General features: G+C 47.5%; 10 protein-coding genes. 7 read left to right on the forward strand and 3 right to left on the reverse strand.

Features of this window, described 5'->3' with window-relative positions:
- Positions 1–28 precede the first annotated feature (28 nt).
- The 7 genes from CLV82_RS12705 (at position 29) to CLV82_RS12735 (ending at position 14,591) form a co-directional block, all read left to right on the forward strand.
- The gene (locus CLV82_RS12705; RefSeq protein WP_133644725.1) at positions 29–2,839 is read left to right on the forward strand and encodes a triple tyrosine motif-containing protein; all 2,811 of its coding nucleotides are present in this window, start codon (positions 29–31) and stop codon (positions 2,837–2,839) included.
- 238 nt (positions 2,840–3,077) lie between these two features.
- A complete protein-coding gene (locus CLV82_RS12710) occupies positions 3,078–6,098 on the forward strand; it encodes a SusC/RagA family TonB-linked outer membrane protein (RefSeq protein ID WP_133644726.1) in 3,021 nt (1,006 codons plus the stop codon).
- Positions 6,099–6,102: 4 nt separating this feature from the next.
- Complete coding sequence (locus CLV82_RS12715; RefSeq protein WP_133644727.1) at positions 6,103–7,575, forward strand: RagB/SusD family nutrient uptake outer membrane protein; 1,473 nt, start codon at positions 6,103–6,105, stop codon at positions 7,573–7,575.
- A 21-nt stretch (positions 7,576–7,596) separates the two neighbouring features.
- Complete coding sequence (locus CLV82_RS12720) at positions 7,597–9,753, forward strand: fibronectin type III domain-containing protein (protein WP_133644728.1); 2,157 nt, start codon at positions 7,597–7,599, stop codon at positions 9,751–9,753.
- An 11-nt stretch (positions 9,754–9,764) separates the two neighbouring features.
- A complete protein-coding gene (locus CLV82_RS12725) occupies positions 9,765–11,396 on the forward strand; it encodes a glycoside hydrolase family 16 protein (RefSeq protein ID WP_133644729.1) in 1,632 nt (543 codons plus the stop codon).
- 150 nt (positions 11,397–11,546) lie between these two features.
- The gene (bglX, locus tag CLV82_RS12730; protein ID WP_133644730.1) at positions 11,547–13,832 is read left to right on the forward strand and encodes a beta-glucosidase BglX; all 2,286 of its coding nucleotides are present in this window, start codon (positions 11,547–11,549) and stop codon (positions 13,830–13,832) included.
- A gap of 3 nt (positions 13,833–13,835) precedes the next feature.
- Entirely contained in the window at positions 13,836–14,591 is a 756-nt protein-coding gene (locus tag CLV82_RS12735; RefSeq protein WP_133644731.1) for a glycoside hydrolase family 16 protein, read from the forward strand.
- A gap of 50 nt (positions 14,592–14,641) precedes the next feature.
- Here the strand turns inward: CLV82_RS12735 and CLV82_RS12740 are convergent, their stop codons facing one another.
- The 3 genes from CLV82_RS12740 to CLV82_RS12750 are packed head-to-tail and all read right to left on the reverse strand — an operon-like array spanning position 14,642 to position 19,105.
- On the reverse strand, positions 14,642–16,075 hold the full coding sequence (locus CLV82_RS12740) for a TolC family protein (RefSeq protein WP_133644732.1): 1,434 nt from the start codon (positions 16,073–16,075) through the stop codon (positions 14,642–14,644).
- Positions 16,072–17,436 carry an HlyD family secretion protein gene (locus tag CLV82_RS12745; RefSeq protein WP_133644733.1) on the reverse strand — a complete coding sequence of 455 codons (1,365 nt, stop codon included), beginning with the start codon at positions 17,434–17,436 and terminating at the stop codon, positions 16,072–16,074. Before CLV82_RS12745 ends, CLV82_RS12740 begins: the two co-directional genes overlap by 4 nt.
- On the reverse strand, positions 17,429–19,105 hold the full coding sequence (locus tag CLV82_RS12750; RefSeq protein WP_133644734.1) for a peptidase domain-containing ABC transporter: 1,677 nt from the start codon (positions 19,103–19,105) through the stop codon (positions 17,429–17,431). Before CLV82_RS12750 ends, CLV82_RS12745 begins: the two co-directional genes overlap by 8 nt.
- Between the last annotated feature and the right edge of the window lie 20 nt (positions 19,106–19,125).

Below are 19,125 nucleotides of genomic sequence, written 5' to 3' on the forward strand. Positions count from 1 at the left end.
TACCTTTATCGGGTAACACCGCCAAAGTATGCTTGTAGCCAGGATACCTATCCTCTTACTACTTTTTCTATCCTGCAGCGCCGTCCAGGCACAATTATTACCCCCTATACAGAATTTTACCCCCGGAATTTACGGGGCCGAGAACCAGAACTGGGGAATCACCCAGGCTGATAACGGGTTCGTGTATGTCGCTAATAATAGCGGGTTGCTGGAATTCAACGGCTCTGACTGGCAGCTGTATCCCACTCCGAATGGTTCCATAATGCGCTCGGTTGAGGCAGTCGGAACCAGGATCTATACCGGTTTTTATATGGAATTCGGGTATTGGGAAGCGGATGAGGCCGGTACACTTCAGTATCAATCCCTGGTAGATTACAGCCCGGAGCCCTTGATAGAGGACGAGCAGTTCTGGAAGATTGTGGCGATAGAAAATTACCTGCTTTTCCAGTCCCTGGAGCGGATCTATATTATGGACACCCGGGATAATACGATCGAGATAATAGATTCCGGTTCTAAACGAGCCCAGTTATTTTTATTCGGGGACAGTGTCTTCTTCCACAGGTCCGGCAAAGGTCTTTTTAAACTGGACAAGGGCCAGGCAGTACCGGTTACGGATTCATCCGCGATCGGGGAATCAGGCATAGCGGGATTGGTCTCGTTCGATGATACTCCTGTCCTTATCACGACCCATGGACAATTTTATGAATTTGAGGGTAACGACATAAAAGAATGGAGAAGTGCGAATGGTCCCCAATTAAAGGGAATTGAAATCTACAGCAGCGCCCAGCTCAGGGATGGAAGTGTGATCCTCGGAACAATATCCTCCGGGATATACCATTTAGATCCGGAGGGCAATGTGATGGCGCATATCGACAAAGAAAAAGGCCTTAATAATAATACGGTGCTTTCCATCTACGAAGACCGGGATCAAAACCTGTGGCTGGGATTGGATAACGGGATAAGCATCCTGAACCTTCATTCCCCGTTCAGCGAATTCAGTGATAAGATAGGGAGACTCGGGGTGGTTTATGCCGCACAGGTCTTTGAGGAACACTTATACCTTGGTACGAACCAAGGATTGTTCAGGAAACCTGTGGAATCCGAGATGCCCTTTGAATTAGTAGAAGGGACTACGGGGCAGGTCTGGTGTCTTCGAGTCTTTGATGAGCAGTTGTTCTGTGGGCATAATTCGGGTAGCTTTATTGTAGATGGAAATAAAGCCAAGCTGATCTCTGGTTTGCCGGGTACATGGGATATTAAAAAGATCTCTGGCCATCCCGGGAAATTACTTCAGGGTAATTACAACGGCCTAAGCATACTCGAAAAACAGGGGACAGAGTGGGTGCTCCGAAATAAACTTAAAGGATTCGAGATTTCGAGCCGGTTCTTTGAATTTCTCGACAGCTCAAAGATCCTGGTGAATCACGAATACAAGGGGCTTTATAAGCTGAATATTGATGATGAGTTGACCGTATTGGAGGAGATAGCAAGGGAACCTCCCAGAGGGGTTGGTGCCAGCCTGGTGCGCTTTAACAACCAGGTTTTGTACGCCTCCAATAACGGGGTTTTCCGTTATAATGCAATTTCGGATGCCCTGGAGCCGGATACCTTGCTGACCGATTTAATGTATGCCGACGATGAGCCCCCGATAGGTATTCTCATTAGTGATCCACAGAATAACAGGCTGTGGAGTTTCTCCCGGAATACCATCAGCTATGTAGGTCCGGGAAAATTCGATAATCGTCCGCAGCTGACCAGGATTCCCGTACCAGCGGATTTCAGGAGAGCTCTCGGTGTTCTTGGTTTTGAATGTATTTCACCTATAGGAGCAGATCGTTACCTGATAGGGTCCTCTAATGGTTATGTAACCCTGGACCTCAAAAAGATAAAATCTGTAACATACGAAGTCTTTATCACAACCATTGAAAATGAGTTCTATGATAATTCATTAAAGAAACAACCCCTTAAATCCGGGTTAGCCTTTCCTTTTACCGATAACAATCTCAGGATAGAATTTACAGTGCCCGAATTTGAGAAATATACCGAAGTACAGTACCAGTACCGGTTATTGGGGCTTTATGATGAATGGAGTAACTGGTCGGCGGATCCTGAGGTTACATTTAATAATCTGCCTTACGGGAAATATACCTTCGAGGTAAAAGCCAGGGTGGGCGCCGGCGTTACAGAGGAGGCTGCGGTATTTGAATTCAGGGTCCAGAGGCCATTTTATCTCTCTAATTTTGCAATAGTAGTGTACGTACTCTTATTGGTATTACTCGGTTTCCTGGTGCACAAGGTTTACCGCACATATTATAAGAAACAACAGGCCAGGATATTGGAGGAAAATGCGAAAAGGGAGAAGAGCAAAAAAATAAAAGCGAAGAGAAAGATCGTCCAGCTGAAGAATGAACAGTTAAAACAGGAAATTGAGAGCAAGAACAGGGAGCTGGCCGCTTCTACTATGAACCTTATCAAGAAGAACGAATTTCTTGGTCAGCTTAAGTCCCAGTTAGAAACTGTCGGGAAAGATCCCCGGATCAAGTCTGTTATTCGTACTATAGACAGGAATATTAATAATGAAGACGATTGGAAAATCTTTGAAGAGGCATTCAATAATGCGGATAAGGACTTCCTGAAACGCATGAAAGACCTGCACCCCCAGCTGACCTCTAAGGATCTCCGTCTTTGTGCTTATTTACGACTGAATTTATCCTCCAAAGAAATAGCTCCCCTCCTCAACATTTCGGTAAGAAGCGTAGAGGTAAAACGTTACCGTCTTCGCAAGAAAATTGACTTAGCTCGCGAAAACAGTCTGTCAGACTACATTCTATCCGTCTGAAAAAACTCTACATGCTGTTTCTTCACCACAACATCACCACAACATTCTGCTTAAATGAGGCAAATAGCTCATTTAAATTAGCTTGGTAAAAATGATGAGATAGTAATATTTTGGGGGTTTTATTGCTTATTTGTCATTTATGGTTCAGTTTTATTGATAATGTATGTTTTTTGTAGTGGTGCGATATAACATGTAGGTTCTTCTTTTTTGTAGATTGAGATTTCAAATACTACAACACATGAAGCACATTTACCTATTGCTGTTGGTTTTTGCCACTTCGATCTCCTGGGGCCAGGAATTCGCACTCAGTGGCGTAGTACGGGATGCTACCTTAAATGAACCCTTACCGGGTGTCAATGTTATCATCAAGAACACCAGCAGGGGAACTACTACAGACTTTGACGGTAACTTCACCGTGCAGAATATCAGCACGGGGGATGTACTGGTTTTCTCTTCCATAGGGTTTCTGACCAGGGAAGTTACAGTACAAGGAACAGACCCAATTACGGTGATCTTGCAGGATGACGTAAGTGCATTAGATGAGGTAGTCGTTGTCGGTTACGGAACCCAGACCAAGAAGGAGATCACAGGTGCGGTTTCGGTAGTAGGTTCAGAAACTATTGAAGAACTGAACCCAACCCGGGTAGAACAGGCCCTGCAGGGCCAGGTAGCCGGGGTGCAGGTGACTTCTGAATCCGGATCACCCGGTGCCGGGTCTAATATCCGTATCCGCGGTATCTCCACAAATGGGGACAACAGGCCTCTTATCCTGGTGGACGGGAACGTGATCGAAGATCTCAGTGTGATCAATCCAGGGGACATAGAAAGTATTAATATACTAAAGGATGCTACAGCTGGTATTTACGGGGTGCGAGCTGCCAACGGGGTAGTCCTGATCACGACCAAGACCGGGAAGCGCAATAGTGATCTTCAATTTAATTACGATGCCTACGCAGGTTTCCAGGAAACTTCCAGGAAGATCCCGGTACTGAATGCGACGGAATATGCCCTGATCCTCAACGAGGCGTTTACGGCCGGGGGTGATGCTGCTCCTTTTCCTAATGTATCTCGTTTGGGGGAAGGTACCGACTGGCAGGATGAGGTTTTCCAGAAAGCACCTATCATCAATCACAACCTGACCATTAACGGCGGGAGTGAGAAATCTACGTATTCGTTCGGAAGCTCCTTCCTGACCCAGAATGGGATCGTCGGCGGACCCAAATCGAATTTCAGGAGGTGGACCACCCGTATTAACTTCAATACGGAACTCTTTAAGGATTTTAAACTGACAACCAATCTTCTTTATACCGGGACCAACCGGAAGACACTTCCTGAAAACGCACTCGGCTCTGTTTTGTTCAATTCCCTGAACAACGCCCCTACTTTCGGTATCAGGGACAGAGATGGTAATTTTACCCTGGCAGAAGGGCTTGGGAACGAAGTGATCAATCCGCTGGCACAGATCAGTAACACTTATAATGAAAACGACGTAGACAGGATCAGTGGTAAGATCGGCGGAAGCTATACGTTTTTCAACGATTTTACCGTAGAAAGTAACTTCCAGTTCAACTATGCCGAAGTGTATAGCAGGTTCTTTGCCCCCGAGGTATTCTACGGTTCGGGTAAAGTATTCAATATTGATCGGAATTTCGTGGTTGAAGGAAAAAACCTGTTCCGGGATTTTACCTGGGATAACTTCATCAATTACGAGAAAACCCTGTCTGACGATCACAATATCAAAGCAACCCTGGGGATGTCGGTCTTCAAGACCACGGGTCTGTTTTCAGGAAGTACCGGTTTTGATATTCCTAATAATGATTTCCAGCAAGCCTTCCTGACCAATGCCTCGGATGTGGTAGATAATTTCATCAATACCGCTGGAAAATTTGATTCGCGTTTACTCTCATATTTTACCCGCTTACAGTATAACTACAAGGGCAAATATCTGCTATCTGGAATTATCCGCCGTGACGGTTCCACCAATTTCGGTCCGCGGAACAGGTTTGGGTACTTCCCTTCGGGTTCAGTAGGATATATTATTTCTGAGGAGCAATTCCTTCAGGATAGTGATGTGCTTACATTCCTGAAATTAAGAGGAAGTTACGGTATTGTAGGTAACGACCGTATAGGGGGCAATGCTTTCCGTTCAGTGCTTTCCGGAGAAGGGGCTTATGTACTAGGGGGAGAGCTATTGTTCGGCCAGGCCGTGGGAGCTATCTCTAACCCTGAGATACAGTGGGAAGAGCAAAAAACCCTGGATATAGGGGTAGATATGAAGCTCTTTAATAACCGGGTGGATATAACTGCAGATTATTTTAAAAAACGTACAGAGGACCTGCTGGTTTCCCCTCCTGTCTCGGGGATACTGGGAGCGGCTGCACCGGGATCAGGATCTCCTACGGTCAATGCAGGTACTGTAGAGAATAAAGGATTTGAATTTGCAATCGGGTATAACAGTGATGCTTCGAAGGATTTCTACTATAACATCAATTATAACATGACCTTCCTGGAGAACGAGGTGATCTCTGTAAACAATGGTGTCGGGTTTATTCCCGGGGGATCCTTCGGGGTAGGCCAGGATCCGCCCGCCAGGATGGAAGACGGTAAACCCCTGGGGTATTTTTACGGATTGCAGACTGACGGAATCTTCCAGAACCAGGCCGAGGTTGATGCTCATGCCACCCAGGCGAATGCGGCACCCGGTGATCTGAGGTTCGTAGATATCAATGGGGATGGTGTGATCGATTCTAGGGACAGGACCGATATCGGGAATCCTATTCCTGATGCCACCATGGGTCTTAATCTTTCACTTAATTACAAGGCCATTGATTTCACAGCTTATGCCTTTGCCTCGGTTGGTAACGAAATTGTCCGTAATTACGAGAGAAACCAGCCTCGGGTAAACAGGTCTGTTTATACTCTCAACCGTTGGACAGGAGAGGGAAGCACTAATAGTTATCCGAGGATGACCACGGGAGCCACCTCTAACACCTTGTTCTCAGATTTCTTCGTGGAGGATGGATCCTTCGTACGTCTTCAGAATGTACAGGTTGGTTACACCATGCCCCGGAAGATCGTTGAGGATATGGGAATCCGCAAATTGCGTTTTTACCTCTCTGCAAGCAATGTTTTTACCTTGACCGAATATAAAGGGTATGATCCAAGTGCCTCTTCCGGTGCTCCGATCGGGGCCGGTATTGATCAAGGCTTTTATCCTGTTCCAAGAACCTATCTGATGGGTGTAAATCTTAAATTTTAATGCTATGAAGATCCGAAATACTTTCTTTAGAAATACGATGTTCTTCTGCATCATGGCCATGTTGCCATTCTCCTGCAGTGATGATTTTGTCGATGTAGATTCTTTTGACGAGGACTCTGAAAGCTTCTTTAATTCCGAAGAGGATTACCAGAGTGCCCTGATAGCAGCATATGATCTGTTACAGTCTACCTATATCAATGTAATGCTCGGCGAAATTGCATCGGATAACACCCTGGCCGGGGGTGAATCTGCAACAGATGTCCCCGGGATACAGGAAATTGATGATATGACGCATACCCCGGTGAATGCCCAGCTGAGAGATATCTGGAGTTGGATGTACGCGGGGGTGAACCGGGCTAATTATATACTCGAATTTAAGGATAAGACCGATTTCCCCGGGAAAGAAGAAGTGTTGGCCCAGGCAACTTTCCTGAGAGCATACTATTATTTTGAACTGGTAAAATGGTTCGGGGATGTTCCGTTGGCTGTGGACGAGCGTATCCTTTTCGGGGACCAGGATGTAATAGAGAGAACCCCGAAATCTGAAGTATACGCACAGATCGAGGCAGACCTCCAGTTTGCTGCCGCTAACCTGCCTTATGTACAGGAGGAAACCGGCCGGGTCACCAAGGGTGCCGCACAGGCTTTACTTGGGAAAGTATATCTCTACCAGGATAAATTCACCGAAGCAGCTACCGTACTGGAAGACCTGATCAATAACGGTCCTTATGACCTGATCGAGGACTATTCCACCATGTTCGAGAACGACAATGAAAATAATATAGAATCTGTGTTCGAAGTACAGTATACAGATATAGAGGGTGCAGGATTTGGCTGCCTCCAGTGCAGTGAAGGAAACGTAGCTGTTGGCTTTAACGGGATACGTAATTATTCGGGTCCTGTATTTGAGTCAGGCTTCAGCTTTAATGTTCCGGTACAGGAAGTGTACGACGCCTTTGAGGACGGAGACCAGCGCAGGGATGTTGCTATCCTGGATATCGAGGCCTGGGCTGCTGCGAACCCCGAGGTATCTTATGTTGAGGGCTATGAACACACCGGTTATTACAACAGGAAATACATTGCCAGGCAAGGCGATCTGAATACAGGAGATGCCAACCTGACAAACCCTAATAATTACAGGGCCATCCGCTTCGCTGACGTGCTCTTAATGGCAGCGGAAGCTTATAACAGGGGCGGCATCAACGAGGCCAAGGCCCAGGAGTACCTGAACAGGGTACGGAACAGGGCCGGTTTACCGAGTATAACTCCTTCTGCAGGTGATCTTACCACCGCTATTTACAACGAGCGCAGGGTAGAATTGGTAGGGGAAGGACATCGCTTCTTTGACCTGGTCCGTACCGGCAGAGCAGCGCAGGAAATAGACGGGTTTACCGCCGGGAAGCACGAGCTCTTCCCCATCCCGTCCATAGAGATAGAATTAGCAGGAAATCGTTGGGAACAAAACCCCGGGTATTAACAGAAAATAAATTTTGAACAGATGAAAAGTATAAAGCAATTAATCGCATTATTCCTGGTTGTAAACCTCTTTAATGCATGTACACAAGAAGAGGTATCCTATGCTTTACAGGATGTATCTGCACCTACCAACGTCGAAGCCAGTTTTAACGTGGCCCAGGACGACTCCGGTACAGTCACCGTGACCCCTACTGCGGCGGGGGCATCGGCCTTCAGAATTTACTGGGGGGATGTTGAGAACGAGACCCCGGAGGATGTAGCTCCCGGAGAAACTGTCACCCACGTTTACGGGGAGGGAGAATTCACCCTCAGGATCGTAGCGGTAGGGCCAAGTGGTCTGACCAGTGAATTGAGCAGGATAGTGACTATCACTTTTACTGCCCCTTCTAACCTGCAGCCCAATATTTCTGTCTCGGAAACTAATCCGTTCGAGATCAGTGTGGCTCCAGCCGCAGATAACGCAACAGTCTTTGATATCTACTATGGTGATGTGGAAAATGAGGAACCGACTACCATCATGGCCGGTGAAACTGCCACACACGTATATGCAGCAGCAGGTATCTACCCGGTACGTGTCGTAGCTCGTGGTGCCAGTGCAACAACAATAGAAGTTACAGAGGAAGTAGAGATCACCGGTGCCGATGATCCGGTTTCCCTGCCGATCACTTTTGATGATCCTGCAGTTAATTACGCCTTTGGAACTTTTAATGGAGCTTCTTTCGAAGTCGTGGATAACCCTGATCTATCCGGGGCAAACGCCGAGGCTTCCAAGGTAGGCGCCGTAACCAATGCCGGGGTAAACTGGGAAGGCGGAGCATTTAACCTGGGAACTCCCGTTGATTTCAGTGGTGATAATAAGACCATCAGTATGAAATTCTGGTCTGATGTGCCGCTTCCTGTTCTCCTGAAGTTCGAAGGAGGGGTAAACGATGAACGCCAGAACGAGGTTACTGCTAGTCACGGCGGTACAGGCTGGGAAATCCTGACATTTAATTTTGCAACCGATGCTGTTAAAAGTTTTATCGATGGTTCGCAAGGAGTTGGAGAGCCATTTGTGCCAACCGGCCAGTATGCAACAATGGTTATTTTTATAGATGGTCCCGGGACTACTGCTGGTACCTTCTATATGGATGACATCCTCCAGGAGGGTGCGGATGCAGAAGCACTGGAACTACCGATCTCTTTTGATAATCCAGCTGTAGATTATGCCTTTGGCACATTTAACGGCGCCTCATATGAGGTGGTCGATAACCCGGATCTTTCCGGAACCAATACCGTAGCCTCTAAAGTAGGAGCTATAATGAATGCCGGTGTAAACTGGGAAGGGGGAGCCTTTAATCTTGGTAATCCAGTAGATTTCAGTGGGGAGGACAAGATGATCACTATCAACTTCTGGTCAAATGTTCCCGTACCCGTACTCCTGAAATTTGAAGGCGGTGTAAATGGAGAACGCCAGAACGAAGTCACCGCCACCCACGGAGGTACCGGTTGGGAAGTACTGCGATTCAATTTCGCCTCGGATGCTGTGAAAAGTTTTATCGATGGAACCCAGGGGGTGGGTGAACCTTTTGTTCCCACAGGACAATACGCTACTATGGTGATCTTTGTTGACGGACCCGGAACAACAGCCGGAACCTTCTACATGGATGATATCACCCAGATCATTCCGTCTGAACCACTGGCCTTACCGATCAGTTTTGACAATGCCTTGGTTAGCTATGATTTCGGAACTTTCAATGGAGCCAGTTACGAGGTTGTAGATAATCCTGACCTGTCAGGTGCAAATGCTGTAGCCTCTAAGGTGGGTGCTATTACCAATGCCGGTGTGAACTGGGAAGGTGGTGCATTTAACCTGGATTCTCCGGTTGATTTCAGTGGTAGTAACAAAACCATCAGTGTTCTATTTTGGGCTAATACCCCTGTCCCTGTGCTGCTCAAATTTGAAGGCGGGGTAAATGGTGAGCGCGAGAATGAAGTTACCGCTACCCACGGTGGAACCGGTTGGGAAGTACTGACCTTTGATTTCGCTAACGATGCTGTGAAAAGTTTTATCGATGGAACCCAGGGAGTAGGGGAACCGTTTGTTCCCACCGGCCAGTACGCGACTATGGTCATCTTTGTAGACGGCCCGGGCACAACAGCCGGTACTTTTTACATGGATGATATCACACAACAATAAAAAGTAAAGCTATGATAGCGATGATCAAGAAATACAGCTGGTTAATGGGAATATGTTTTATACTGTTCTCCTGCCAGGAAGATATACCCGGGCTACAGCCTATGGTGGCCCCGGCCAATCTCTCTGTCGATGCTGCGGTGGCCCAGGACCAGTCCGGCGTGGTCACTATAACGCCCAGCGCAGAGAACGTGATCACCTTCCAGGTGTTCTTTACGCCGGGAGGAGACCCGGTAATCCTGAACCCGGGAGACAGTGCCACCTTCCGTTATACCAGGTCGGGACAGTATACTCAACCAATTACAGTGGTAGCCTACGGTACAGGGGGAATATCTTCCAGTACAACGATCAGGGTAGACCTGGATGTGCGGTTGTTCATCGACGAAGCCACTTTACAGATGATCGCCGGGGATGGAACAAAAAGATGGGTATGGAATAAGAGCGAGGCAGGGCATTTCGGGGTAGGACCGCTGACCAATAACTTCCCGGAGTTCTTTAGCGCCGGACCCGACCAGTTGAATCCATGTCTGTATGACGATGTATTGGTCTTCAGTTATGATGAGAACGACAATTATTCGTACAGCCTGGAGGCCGGAACAGATAACCTGACCTTTATTAACTGGACCGAAGTGAATCGTTTTTTTCCGGATGCCAGTCCACAGCAGTTTGTAGATGAATGTAGGGACATCACTGACCAGGCTTCCTTTGCCAATAGTTTTGTGATCATAGACAATGGGGACGGAACGCGTACCCTGGATATCGGGGACAGCTTTTTGAGTTATTTCGCGGTAATTCCCGGGCAATACGAGATCATTGAATTGTCAGAGAACCGACTGAGCGTACGGGGAACCAGTATGCCTTTTAACGGGGACGATCCATTATACTGGTACCACACCTTTGTTCCGGAAGACTTTGATCCCAATGCTGGGAACGGCGGGCCAGAACCTCCTTTTGATACACTGGTCTTCGCTGATGAATTCGATGTGGATGGTGCACCGAACCCTGATAACTGGAGCTATGATATAGGAACTGGAGACAATGGATGGGGCAACGGCGAATCCCAGTATTACACAGATCGCCCGGAAAATGTAATTGTAGAGAACGGGGTGCTAAAGATCACTGCGCAGACTGAAAGCTATATGGGAAGTGATTATACGTCTGCACGCCTGCTCTCTTACCAGAAACAGGAGTTCCAGTATGGGAGGATAGAGATCAGTGCCAAATTACCATCCGGCGGAGGCACCTGGCCAGCCCTTTGGATGCTGGGTGCAGATTTCGAGACGAATACCTGGCCTGCGGCCGGGGAGATAGATATTATGGAACATGTGGGGAACCAGCAGAATACCATCCATGGTTCTACACATGATCCCGCTAATTTTGCGGGAAATGCCCGCACGGTGACAACCACTGTCCCAACAGCTTCAGATGAGTTTCATGTATACGGGGTAGAGTGGGACGCTTCTGAAATTAAGTTCAGTGTAGACGGAACTGTATATGGTACGCTAGAGAATAACGGATCCCTGCCTTTTAATAAAGATTTCTTCTTTATTATGAACGTGGCTATGGGAGGTAATTTTGGTGGTGCCATCGATCCTGCTTTTACTTCCTCAACCATGGAAGTGGATTATATCAGGGTTTATCAATAGTATATTTGATTTGGTTATTTATTCGAAAAAAGGTCGGCCCCCGTACCGGCCTTTTTTATTTTATGCACTTTCTTGTTTCTGAAGGTCTGATCCAAGGAGTTATTAGTATTGAATGATTATTTTAGAGATTCGAAGCTTAAACACCTCAAAATGAAAAAATTAGTCAGTTATTGCGTCCTGTGTCTTCTGGCAGGGAGCTTTCTTACGTATGGCCAGCAAAGCCCAAACCAGGTAAATAAAGATGAAATAGAGAGAAAAGTAGATTCTCTCCTGGGCCTGATGACCCTGGTGGAAAAGGTCGGACAAATGAACCAGTATAATGGTTTCTGGGATGTAACCGGCCCAACTCCTGATGAAGGAGATGCGGCGAAGAAATACGAGCATCTGCGCTCAGGACTTGTGGGCTCAATGCTCAATGTGCAAGGTACGGAGGAGGTTCGGAAGGTTCAGAAGATCGCTGTAGAGGAGAGTCGGCTTGGTATCCCGTTGATCATAGCGTTCGATGTTATTCATGGATATAAGACCATCAGTCCTATTCCCCTTGCAGAAGCTGCGAGTTGGGATCTGGAAGCGATCCGGAAATCAGCAGGGGTGGCAGCGCAAGAGGCTGCTGCAAGTGGTATTAACTGGACTTTTGCCCCTATGGTGGATATCTCGAGGGATGCCCGCTGGGGAAGGGTGATGGAAGGTGCCGGGGAAGATCCTTTCCTGGGCGCGAAGATAGGATATGCCCGGGTCAAGGGGTTCCAGGGGGATGATCTTTCTGAAGTGAATACCGTAGCTGCCTGTGCAAAGCATTTTGCAGGCTATGGTTTTTCAGAAGCCGGCCGGGATTACAACACCGTGGATGTTGGTACTTCTACGTTGCACAATATAATCTTCCCACCATTTAAAGCCGCTATAGAGGCCGATGTTAAGACATTTATGAATTCGTTTAACGAGTTGAACGGGATTCCTGCGACAGGTAACAGGTTCCTACAGCGGGATGTGCTGAAACAGGCCTGGAATTACCAAGGGTTCGTTGTATCCGATTGGGGTTCGTTGAGTGAAATGATCAGTCATGGGTATGCCAGGGACGGAAAACAGGCTGCAATGCTTGCGGCCAATGCAGGTTCGGATATGGACATGGAGTCTTATCTCTACGTAAAACATCTTGAAGACCTGGTAAAAGAGGGTAAAGTGGACGAAGCCCTGATTGACGATTCGGTCAGGCGGATCCTCCGGGTAAAATATGAACTGGGATTGATGGACGACCCTTATCGCTACTGTGATCCCGAGAGAGAGAAAACCGTGATCGGGAGCCAGGGAAACCAGGATCTGGTACTGGATATGGCTAAGAAATCGATCGTGCTCTTAAAGAATGAAACCGATCTGCTGCCCCTGAAAAAGAATGGGATGAAGATAGCAGTGATCGGAGCTTTAGCGGATGATAAGGACAGCCCACTGGGCAGCTGGCGGTTAGCAGCAGATGCCAACACCGCGGTTTCCGTACTGGAAGGATTAAATTCCTATAAGGGTAACGAGATCACATACGCAAAAGGTGTAGATCTCATTACAGAGGAAGCCAGCTTTATCATGGAAACCAAGATAAATACAACTGACCGGTCCGGGATAGAAGAAGCCGTCGAGGCTGCTAAAGGTAAGGACGTAGTATTAATGGTCTTAGGGGAACACGGGTTCCAATCCGGGGAAGGACGGAGCCGTGCCAGCCTGGATCTACCGGGTCTGCAGCAGGAATTACTCGAAGCAGTGTACAAGGTCAATAAGAATATTGTTCTGTTGTTAATGAATGGCAGACCCCTTACCATCAACTGGGCAGCGGAAAATGTGCCCACTATCCTCGAGGTATGGCATTTAGGTACTCAAAGCGGGAATGCCATCGCCCAGGTGCTGTACGGGGATTACAATCCGAGTGGTAAACTGCCCATGACGTTTCCGCGTAGTGTAGGCCAGGTTCCTATTTATTACAATTTTAAAAATACCGGGAGACCAACTATCCCGGCCCCTGACCTGGTATTCTGGTCTCATTATATTGACGAAAGCAATGACCCCCTGTATGAATTCGGCTATGGTCTGAGTTATACGGATTTTGAATACAGCAACCTGAGATTAAGTGAAAGCTCGTTCTCCGGGGACGGATCCATTACAGTTTCATTCACCCTGAAAAATACCGGGTCGTATGCGGGTACGGAAGTGGCGCAGATGTATATCCGCGATCTTTTCGGAAGTGTGACCAGGCCTGTGAGAGAACTTAAAGGATTTGAGCTGGTCAGCCTCCAGCCGGGTGAATCAAAGACTGTGAATTTCAAAATAGACCGGGAACTTATCAGTTACTATACGGCCAATGATCGTTGGGAAGCAGAACCGGGAGAATTCAAGGTGTTTATTGGTGGGAGTTCAAATGCAACGATGGAAATCGGATTTACTTACGAATAATTTATGAGGTATATCCTTCTCTTATTTTTCATAGCGGCCTGTAACAGCGGAGAAAAATCCGGACTGGTCTGGGAGGAAGATTTTAACGGTGAGACACTGGACGCTTCCAAATGGAGTTACCAGCTTGGGGATGGTTGTCCTGAGCTCTGTGGTTGGGGAAATAACGAGCCCCAGATATATACCACGAATAACCATGAGCTTCGTGACGGGAAACTTTATATAACCGTTCGTAAAGAAGACAGTATTTATACCTCCACACGGATCACCACAAAGGACAAGTTCGAATTTAAGTATGGCAGGGTAGAAGCCAGGGCAAAGATCCCGACAGGGAAAGGAGTTTGGCCTGCCTTCTGGATGCTCGGCGCTAACATAGACGAGGTAGGATGGCCTCTTAGCGGAGAAATAGATATTCTGGAATATGTCGGTAAAGAACCCGGGATTATCTTTACTTCCTTACATACCCAGGACAGCCACGGGAATACCATTCATACCCGTAAAACGAAGATCGATGGAATAGAGGAGGGTTTTCATGTATACGTGGCAGACTGGAGCCCGGAAAAGATCGAGTTCTTCGTGGATGGAAAATCGGTTTACACCTTCAGTCCCGGGGAGCGCTCTCAGGAAGTATGGCCTTTTGACCAGCCTTTTTATTTATTGCTGAATGTAGCGGTGGGAGGTAATTTTGGCGGACCGGAGATCGACGACAGCATTTTTCCCCAGCAATTCGTGGTCGATTACATCCGCGTCTATAAGCCCTGAGCCTGTAATTTCAAACTTACAGGCACGTACTCAGCTTATTTGTAATCCGATTAGTCTCCCATTGGTGATATCGGTGACCTCCCAATCGCGTTCAGCAAACCTGCCTGGGCTTCCAGTGCTTTTACAGTAAGCATATTGGCTTTTAACTGGGCATCTATCAGTTTCTGCTCCCGACTGTTCACCAGGAATAGTGAACTTTCACCGAGGTAAAACTTTCGTTCTTCGGCACGAAGCAGTTCGCGGTAATTGTTTACCATGGCTGCCACTAACTCGTTTTGGGTGCCCAGGGATATGATCTCCCGGTTGGCAGCCTCTATTTTATTCTGCAGGCTGACTGTGGCAGATGCTCTTTCAAAATTGGTTTCCCTCAGTTTTAAATTCGCCAATTTTAAAGCCCCCCGTTCTTTACGTAGAAACAAAGGAAGATTGAAGGTAAGTCCGGCCTTATAATTATCCGGGTCCAGGCTGTTAATGGTTGATGCATCCTCAGTGATAAAATTATACTCTACATCCAGCTGGGGCAGCAGTTGATTCCTCTTCAGCGCCCGGTCTACCCGGAGACTTTCAAGTTTCAGGTCCAGTGAGCGTAATTTAGGATGTTCTTCTATAGGCGTGCCTGCAATCCACAATGAATCTGTTCTCAGAATTGCAGCCATATTCCCGGGGTTAGGACTCATTGGAACCACTGTTTCTTTCAACTCCAGGGGAACATCTTCCAGCCAAAGGTAATTACTGAGTTCCAGCGAAGCTTTAGTGGTCTTAAGGCCTGCTGCTTCGAGGTTCAGAAACCTGTCTTGGAGGGTTATTTTAGCTTCGATCGAGTCGATCGGGGCCTTTTCCCCGGTTTCCACACTACGTTTGATCCCGCGAAACCGCACCTCTGCATTTTCCAGAAAACTACGGTAGATTTCCTGCTCGTTATAGGCTTCCAGCCATCCCAGGTAAGCCTGGCTGGCTTCATACAGGATCTGGTTGATAAGTAGTTCCCGCTCTGCTTTGGTTTGCTCACGGAATAATTTTGCTTTCTTCAGGGTAGCCATCCTGTCATTCATCAACAGGCCTTTAGCCAGGGATAGGCTCACCCCGGCACTGTAGAGTCCGCCATCCGGAACCGTCAGTGAAGGATCGAGGAATTCCCCGGTATTTTCCTCGAAATTTGCTTTAAATTCCAGTCCGTACCAGGTCGGGATCTTAAATGTGGCGTTCAGCTCATCATAGTATTCCGTGCCTTTGAAATCTTTCCGATCGTAATCTACTTCTACCTTGGGATCAAAACTACCACGAGCTTTTAATAATTCTGCCTCCCCGAAACCCAGCTGCAGATCTGCCTGCCTGATCAGCGGGTGGTGCCTTTTAACCTGCCCGATAAATTCCTCAAAGGAGAGGACGTTCGTTGAGATAGTGCCCGGGGATTGGCTGTATACCATACCGGCATTAAAGCAAAGCAGGATCAGGATTATTTGTAATAAATAGAACTGTTTCATGATTTACCCTTTACCGGAGTTTCTGATCCTTTGCTTCCGTCCATGATGTAGTAATTAGGAGGAAATCCGTTTAACTGCCTCCAGATCTCGTACCAGATCGGGACATCCTCGAGAAGTGCTATAGTATAAGCTCCTGAACCGACCCTGACCTTTTCGGGCCATGGCCTGTCTTCAGGATCAGGGGCAATAAGTACGCGGAATTTCCCATTCTCGCTGATAAAGGTTTCAATAGCTACTACCTTCCCTCCAAAAGTACCATAGGATGCATTGGGCCAACCGCTGAAAAAGATCGAAGGCCAGCCGTCAAACTGCACGCGCACCGGTTCACCGATCTGTATGAGGGGAATGTCTATAGGCTCGATATAGGTCTCTACCGCCAGCTCGTAGCCGGTTGGCATGATCTGCACCAGTTTTTCCCCGGATTGTATGGTTTCCCCCAACCCTGATTTAATCGCTTTATTAATATAGCCGTTATTAGGGGCGGTAATGTAATACTGTGAGCTGCGGATCCTGTAATTACTTTCCTGGTTCTCCAGTTTACTAACTTCGGCCTCGGCCTCAAATTGACTTGAAGCCGCAGTGAACTTCTCACTCCTGGCTTTTGAGATCTTATCGGTATATTCCGCATCGATCCTGGCGATCTCCATTTCTGCATTCAGCACTTCATTTTTACTGGACAGTAATTTGTTTTCCTGTGAGATCAGTTTTGCCTGGGTTTCCTGTAGTTTGAGTCGCTTTTCTTCCACATCGGTCACCGCCTTATAGCCCTCCTGTTGCAGGGTTTGGGTGCGGTTGAACTGCCTTTCCGCGATGGTCAGGTTGGTTCTGGCAGCCTCCAGGTCAATACTGTCACTCTTAACCTTTAGCTTGGACTGCAGCAGGTAGTTCCTGGCCTGGGAGAGTTTCAATTCCCGTTCTTTCAGCAAGGCGTTTACCTGTTGATCCAACGCCATGATCTTCTCCTGGTAAGAACCTACAGAGCGTTGTTTGGCTTCCCGTTGCTGGGCAGTTCGCTCCACGAGTTTAGGATCTTGGTATTCCGTATAGATCTCCGAGATGAACAGGATAGTGTCCCCTTTACTTACATAATCACCTTCACGGACAAACCATTTTTCAATACGGCCCGGGATAGGGGACTGGATAGTTTGTGGTCTCAGGTCCGGAGTCAGGGTGGTAAGGTATCCCCTGCCTGCAACATTCTGGGTCCATGGGAGGAAAAGCACGATAAATGCGATCAGGGCAAAAGCAGCGATAAATTTGTTCAGTACCGCATAGTGCCTGTCGTGAAAAACCTTGTTATATGACTTAAATTGATCAAGGTTTACTTTCTGGTTGAGCTTGTTATATGAAATGTTAAGCATGGTCTCCGGATTTTGTCACAATTTTACCTTCATTCAACTCTATCAGGCGTGTACATGTCTTTTCCCATTCCGGGTTCCGACTTACAACTATCAATGCCCAGGGCCTTTCCGGGGCCGAGAGGTACTGGATTATCCTTGAAGCGATCCCTGCTTCTACCAGTTCCAATGGGTCCTTAAGAACCAGGAACCGGGGTTTGTGAACAATGGCCCGGGCAAGAACGATCCGGATAGCTACCGAATAAGGAATATATTGCCCTTCCGGGTATAGTTTTGTTTTTAGGCCTTTGGGTTGCTCCCGTACAAAATCGAGTAATTCCAGCTGTTTTAGCACGTGGTGAACATCTTCATTAGAAATATCTTCCCGTCCAAAGGTGATATTTTCCAGGATGGTTCCTTCAAAGGGACTCTGGTCAGGAAGGACCTGCCCCAATTTAGCCCTGTATTTGTTGGGCCATACACCTTTGTAGGAGCGGTCATTGACATAGAAAGCCCCGCTGGTGTACTCCAGGACACCCGATAATATCTTCAGTAAAGTAGTTTTCCCCGAACCCGATACCCCCTGGAGAAGTATACGATCCCCGGCATTGATCTCAAAGGAGATCCCTCTCAGGATGTCTTGTCCTTCCGGGCTGCTGTACCTCAATTCATCCAATTCCAGGTGTAAAATCTCCTCTCGCTCAAAAGGGTCTTCTCCTTCCTGGGGCTCCAGGTCTTTATCGACAACTTCCCCGATCTTTTCCAGGGAGGTAAGAACATCGTAAAAGGTATCCAGGCCGGTGATCACTTTTTCTACCGAATTGATCACGAGCAGGATGATGATCTCTGAGGCGACAAACTGCCCGATATTCATCTGTTGATTTAAAACCAGTAAACCGCCGATCAACAGTAACCCGGCTGTTACCAGTACTTTGAAACCGATAAACTGTGCAAACTGAAGCAGCAGGATACGAAAATGTCCTTCCCGTGAATCCAGGTAATCTACGGTTAACTTATCGTTGCGGTTCATCGCAAGGGAAGAGGTTCCGGAGAGTTTAAAACTCATCAGTGATCTCGCCACTTCCTGTATCCAGTGGGCAACCCGGTATTTACTTCTTGACTCTTCAAGGCTTGTCTCCAACCCTTTGCGGGCGGTGAACTGGAATAGCAGGTAGACCAGGCCGATCAGCAGCAGGCCGTAGAGAATAAAGAAGGGGTGGTAGAATGAGAGCAGCAACAGACCGAACAGGATCTGCAGCAGGGCTGCTGGGAAATCGATCAGTATTTTAGAAAGTCCTTTCTGCACCGTCAGGGTATCAAAGAAGCGGTTCGCCAACTCCGGGGGGTAATACTTCCTGAGTTCTGCCGGTTTGATCTTTGGAAATCGGTATGCAAATTCGAAAGAGGAACGGATAAAGATCTTCTGCTGTATATTTTCCAGGATCCGGAGCTGCATCAGTTGCAGGATCCCCTGGAATGCCACAGCCATGGTCACCAGGACTACCAGTACAATCCAGGAGGTGGAGACCTGGGCGCCCTGGATCAGGTTAATGATCGCCTGTATACCCAGGGGCAGGGACAAGGCGACAACTCCCGCAAGAATGGCATACAGGAATAATTGGCGAAGATCCTTTCTGTCTAGCTTCAATAAGCTTACAAAACGGATCCAGGGAGTAATAAGTTTGCTTTTCATCAGCCTTTCTGTTAATCGGT

It is taken from the genome of Zeaxanthinibacter enoshimensis (assembly GCF_004362865.1).
Taxonomy (GTDB): domain Bacteria; phylum Bacteroidota; class Bacteroidia; order Flavobacteriales; family Flavobacteriaceae; genus Zeaxanthinibacter; species Zeaxanthinibacter enoshimensis.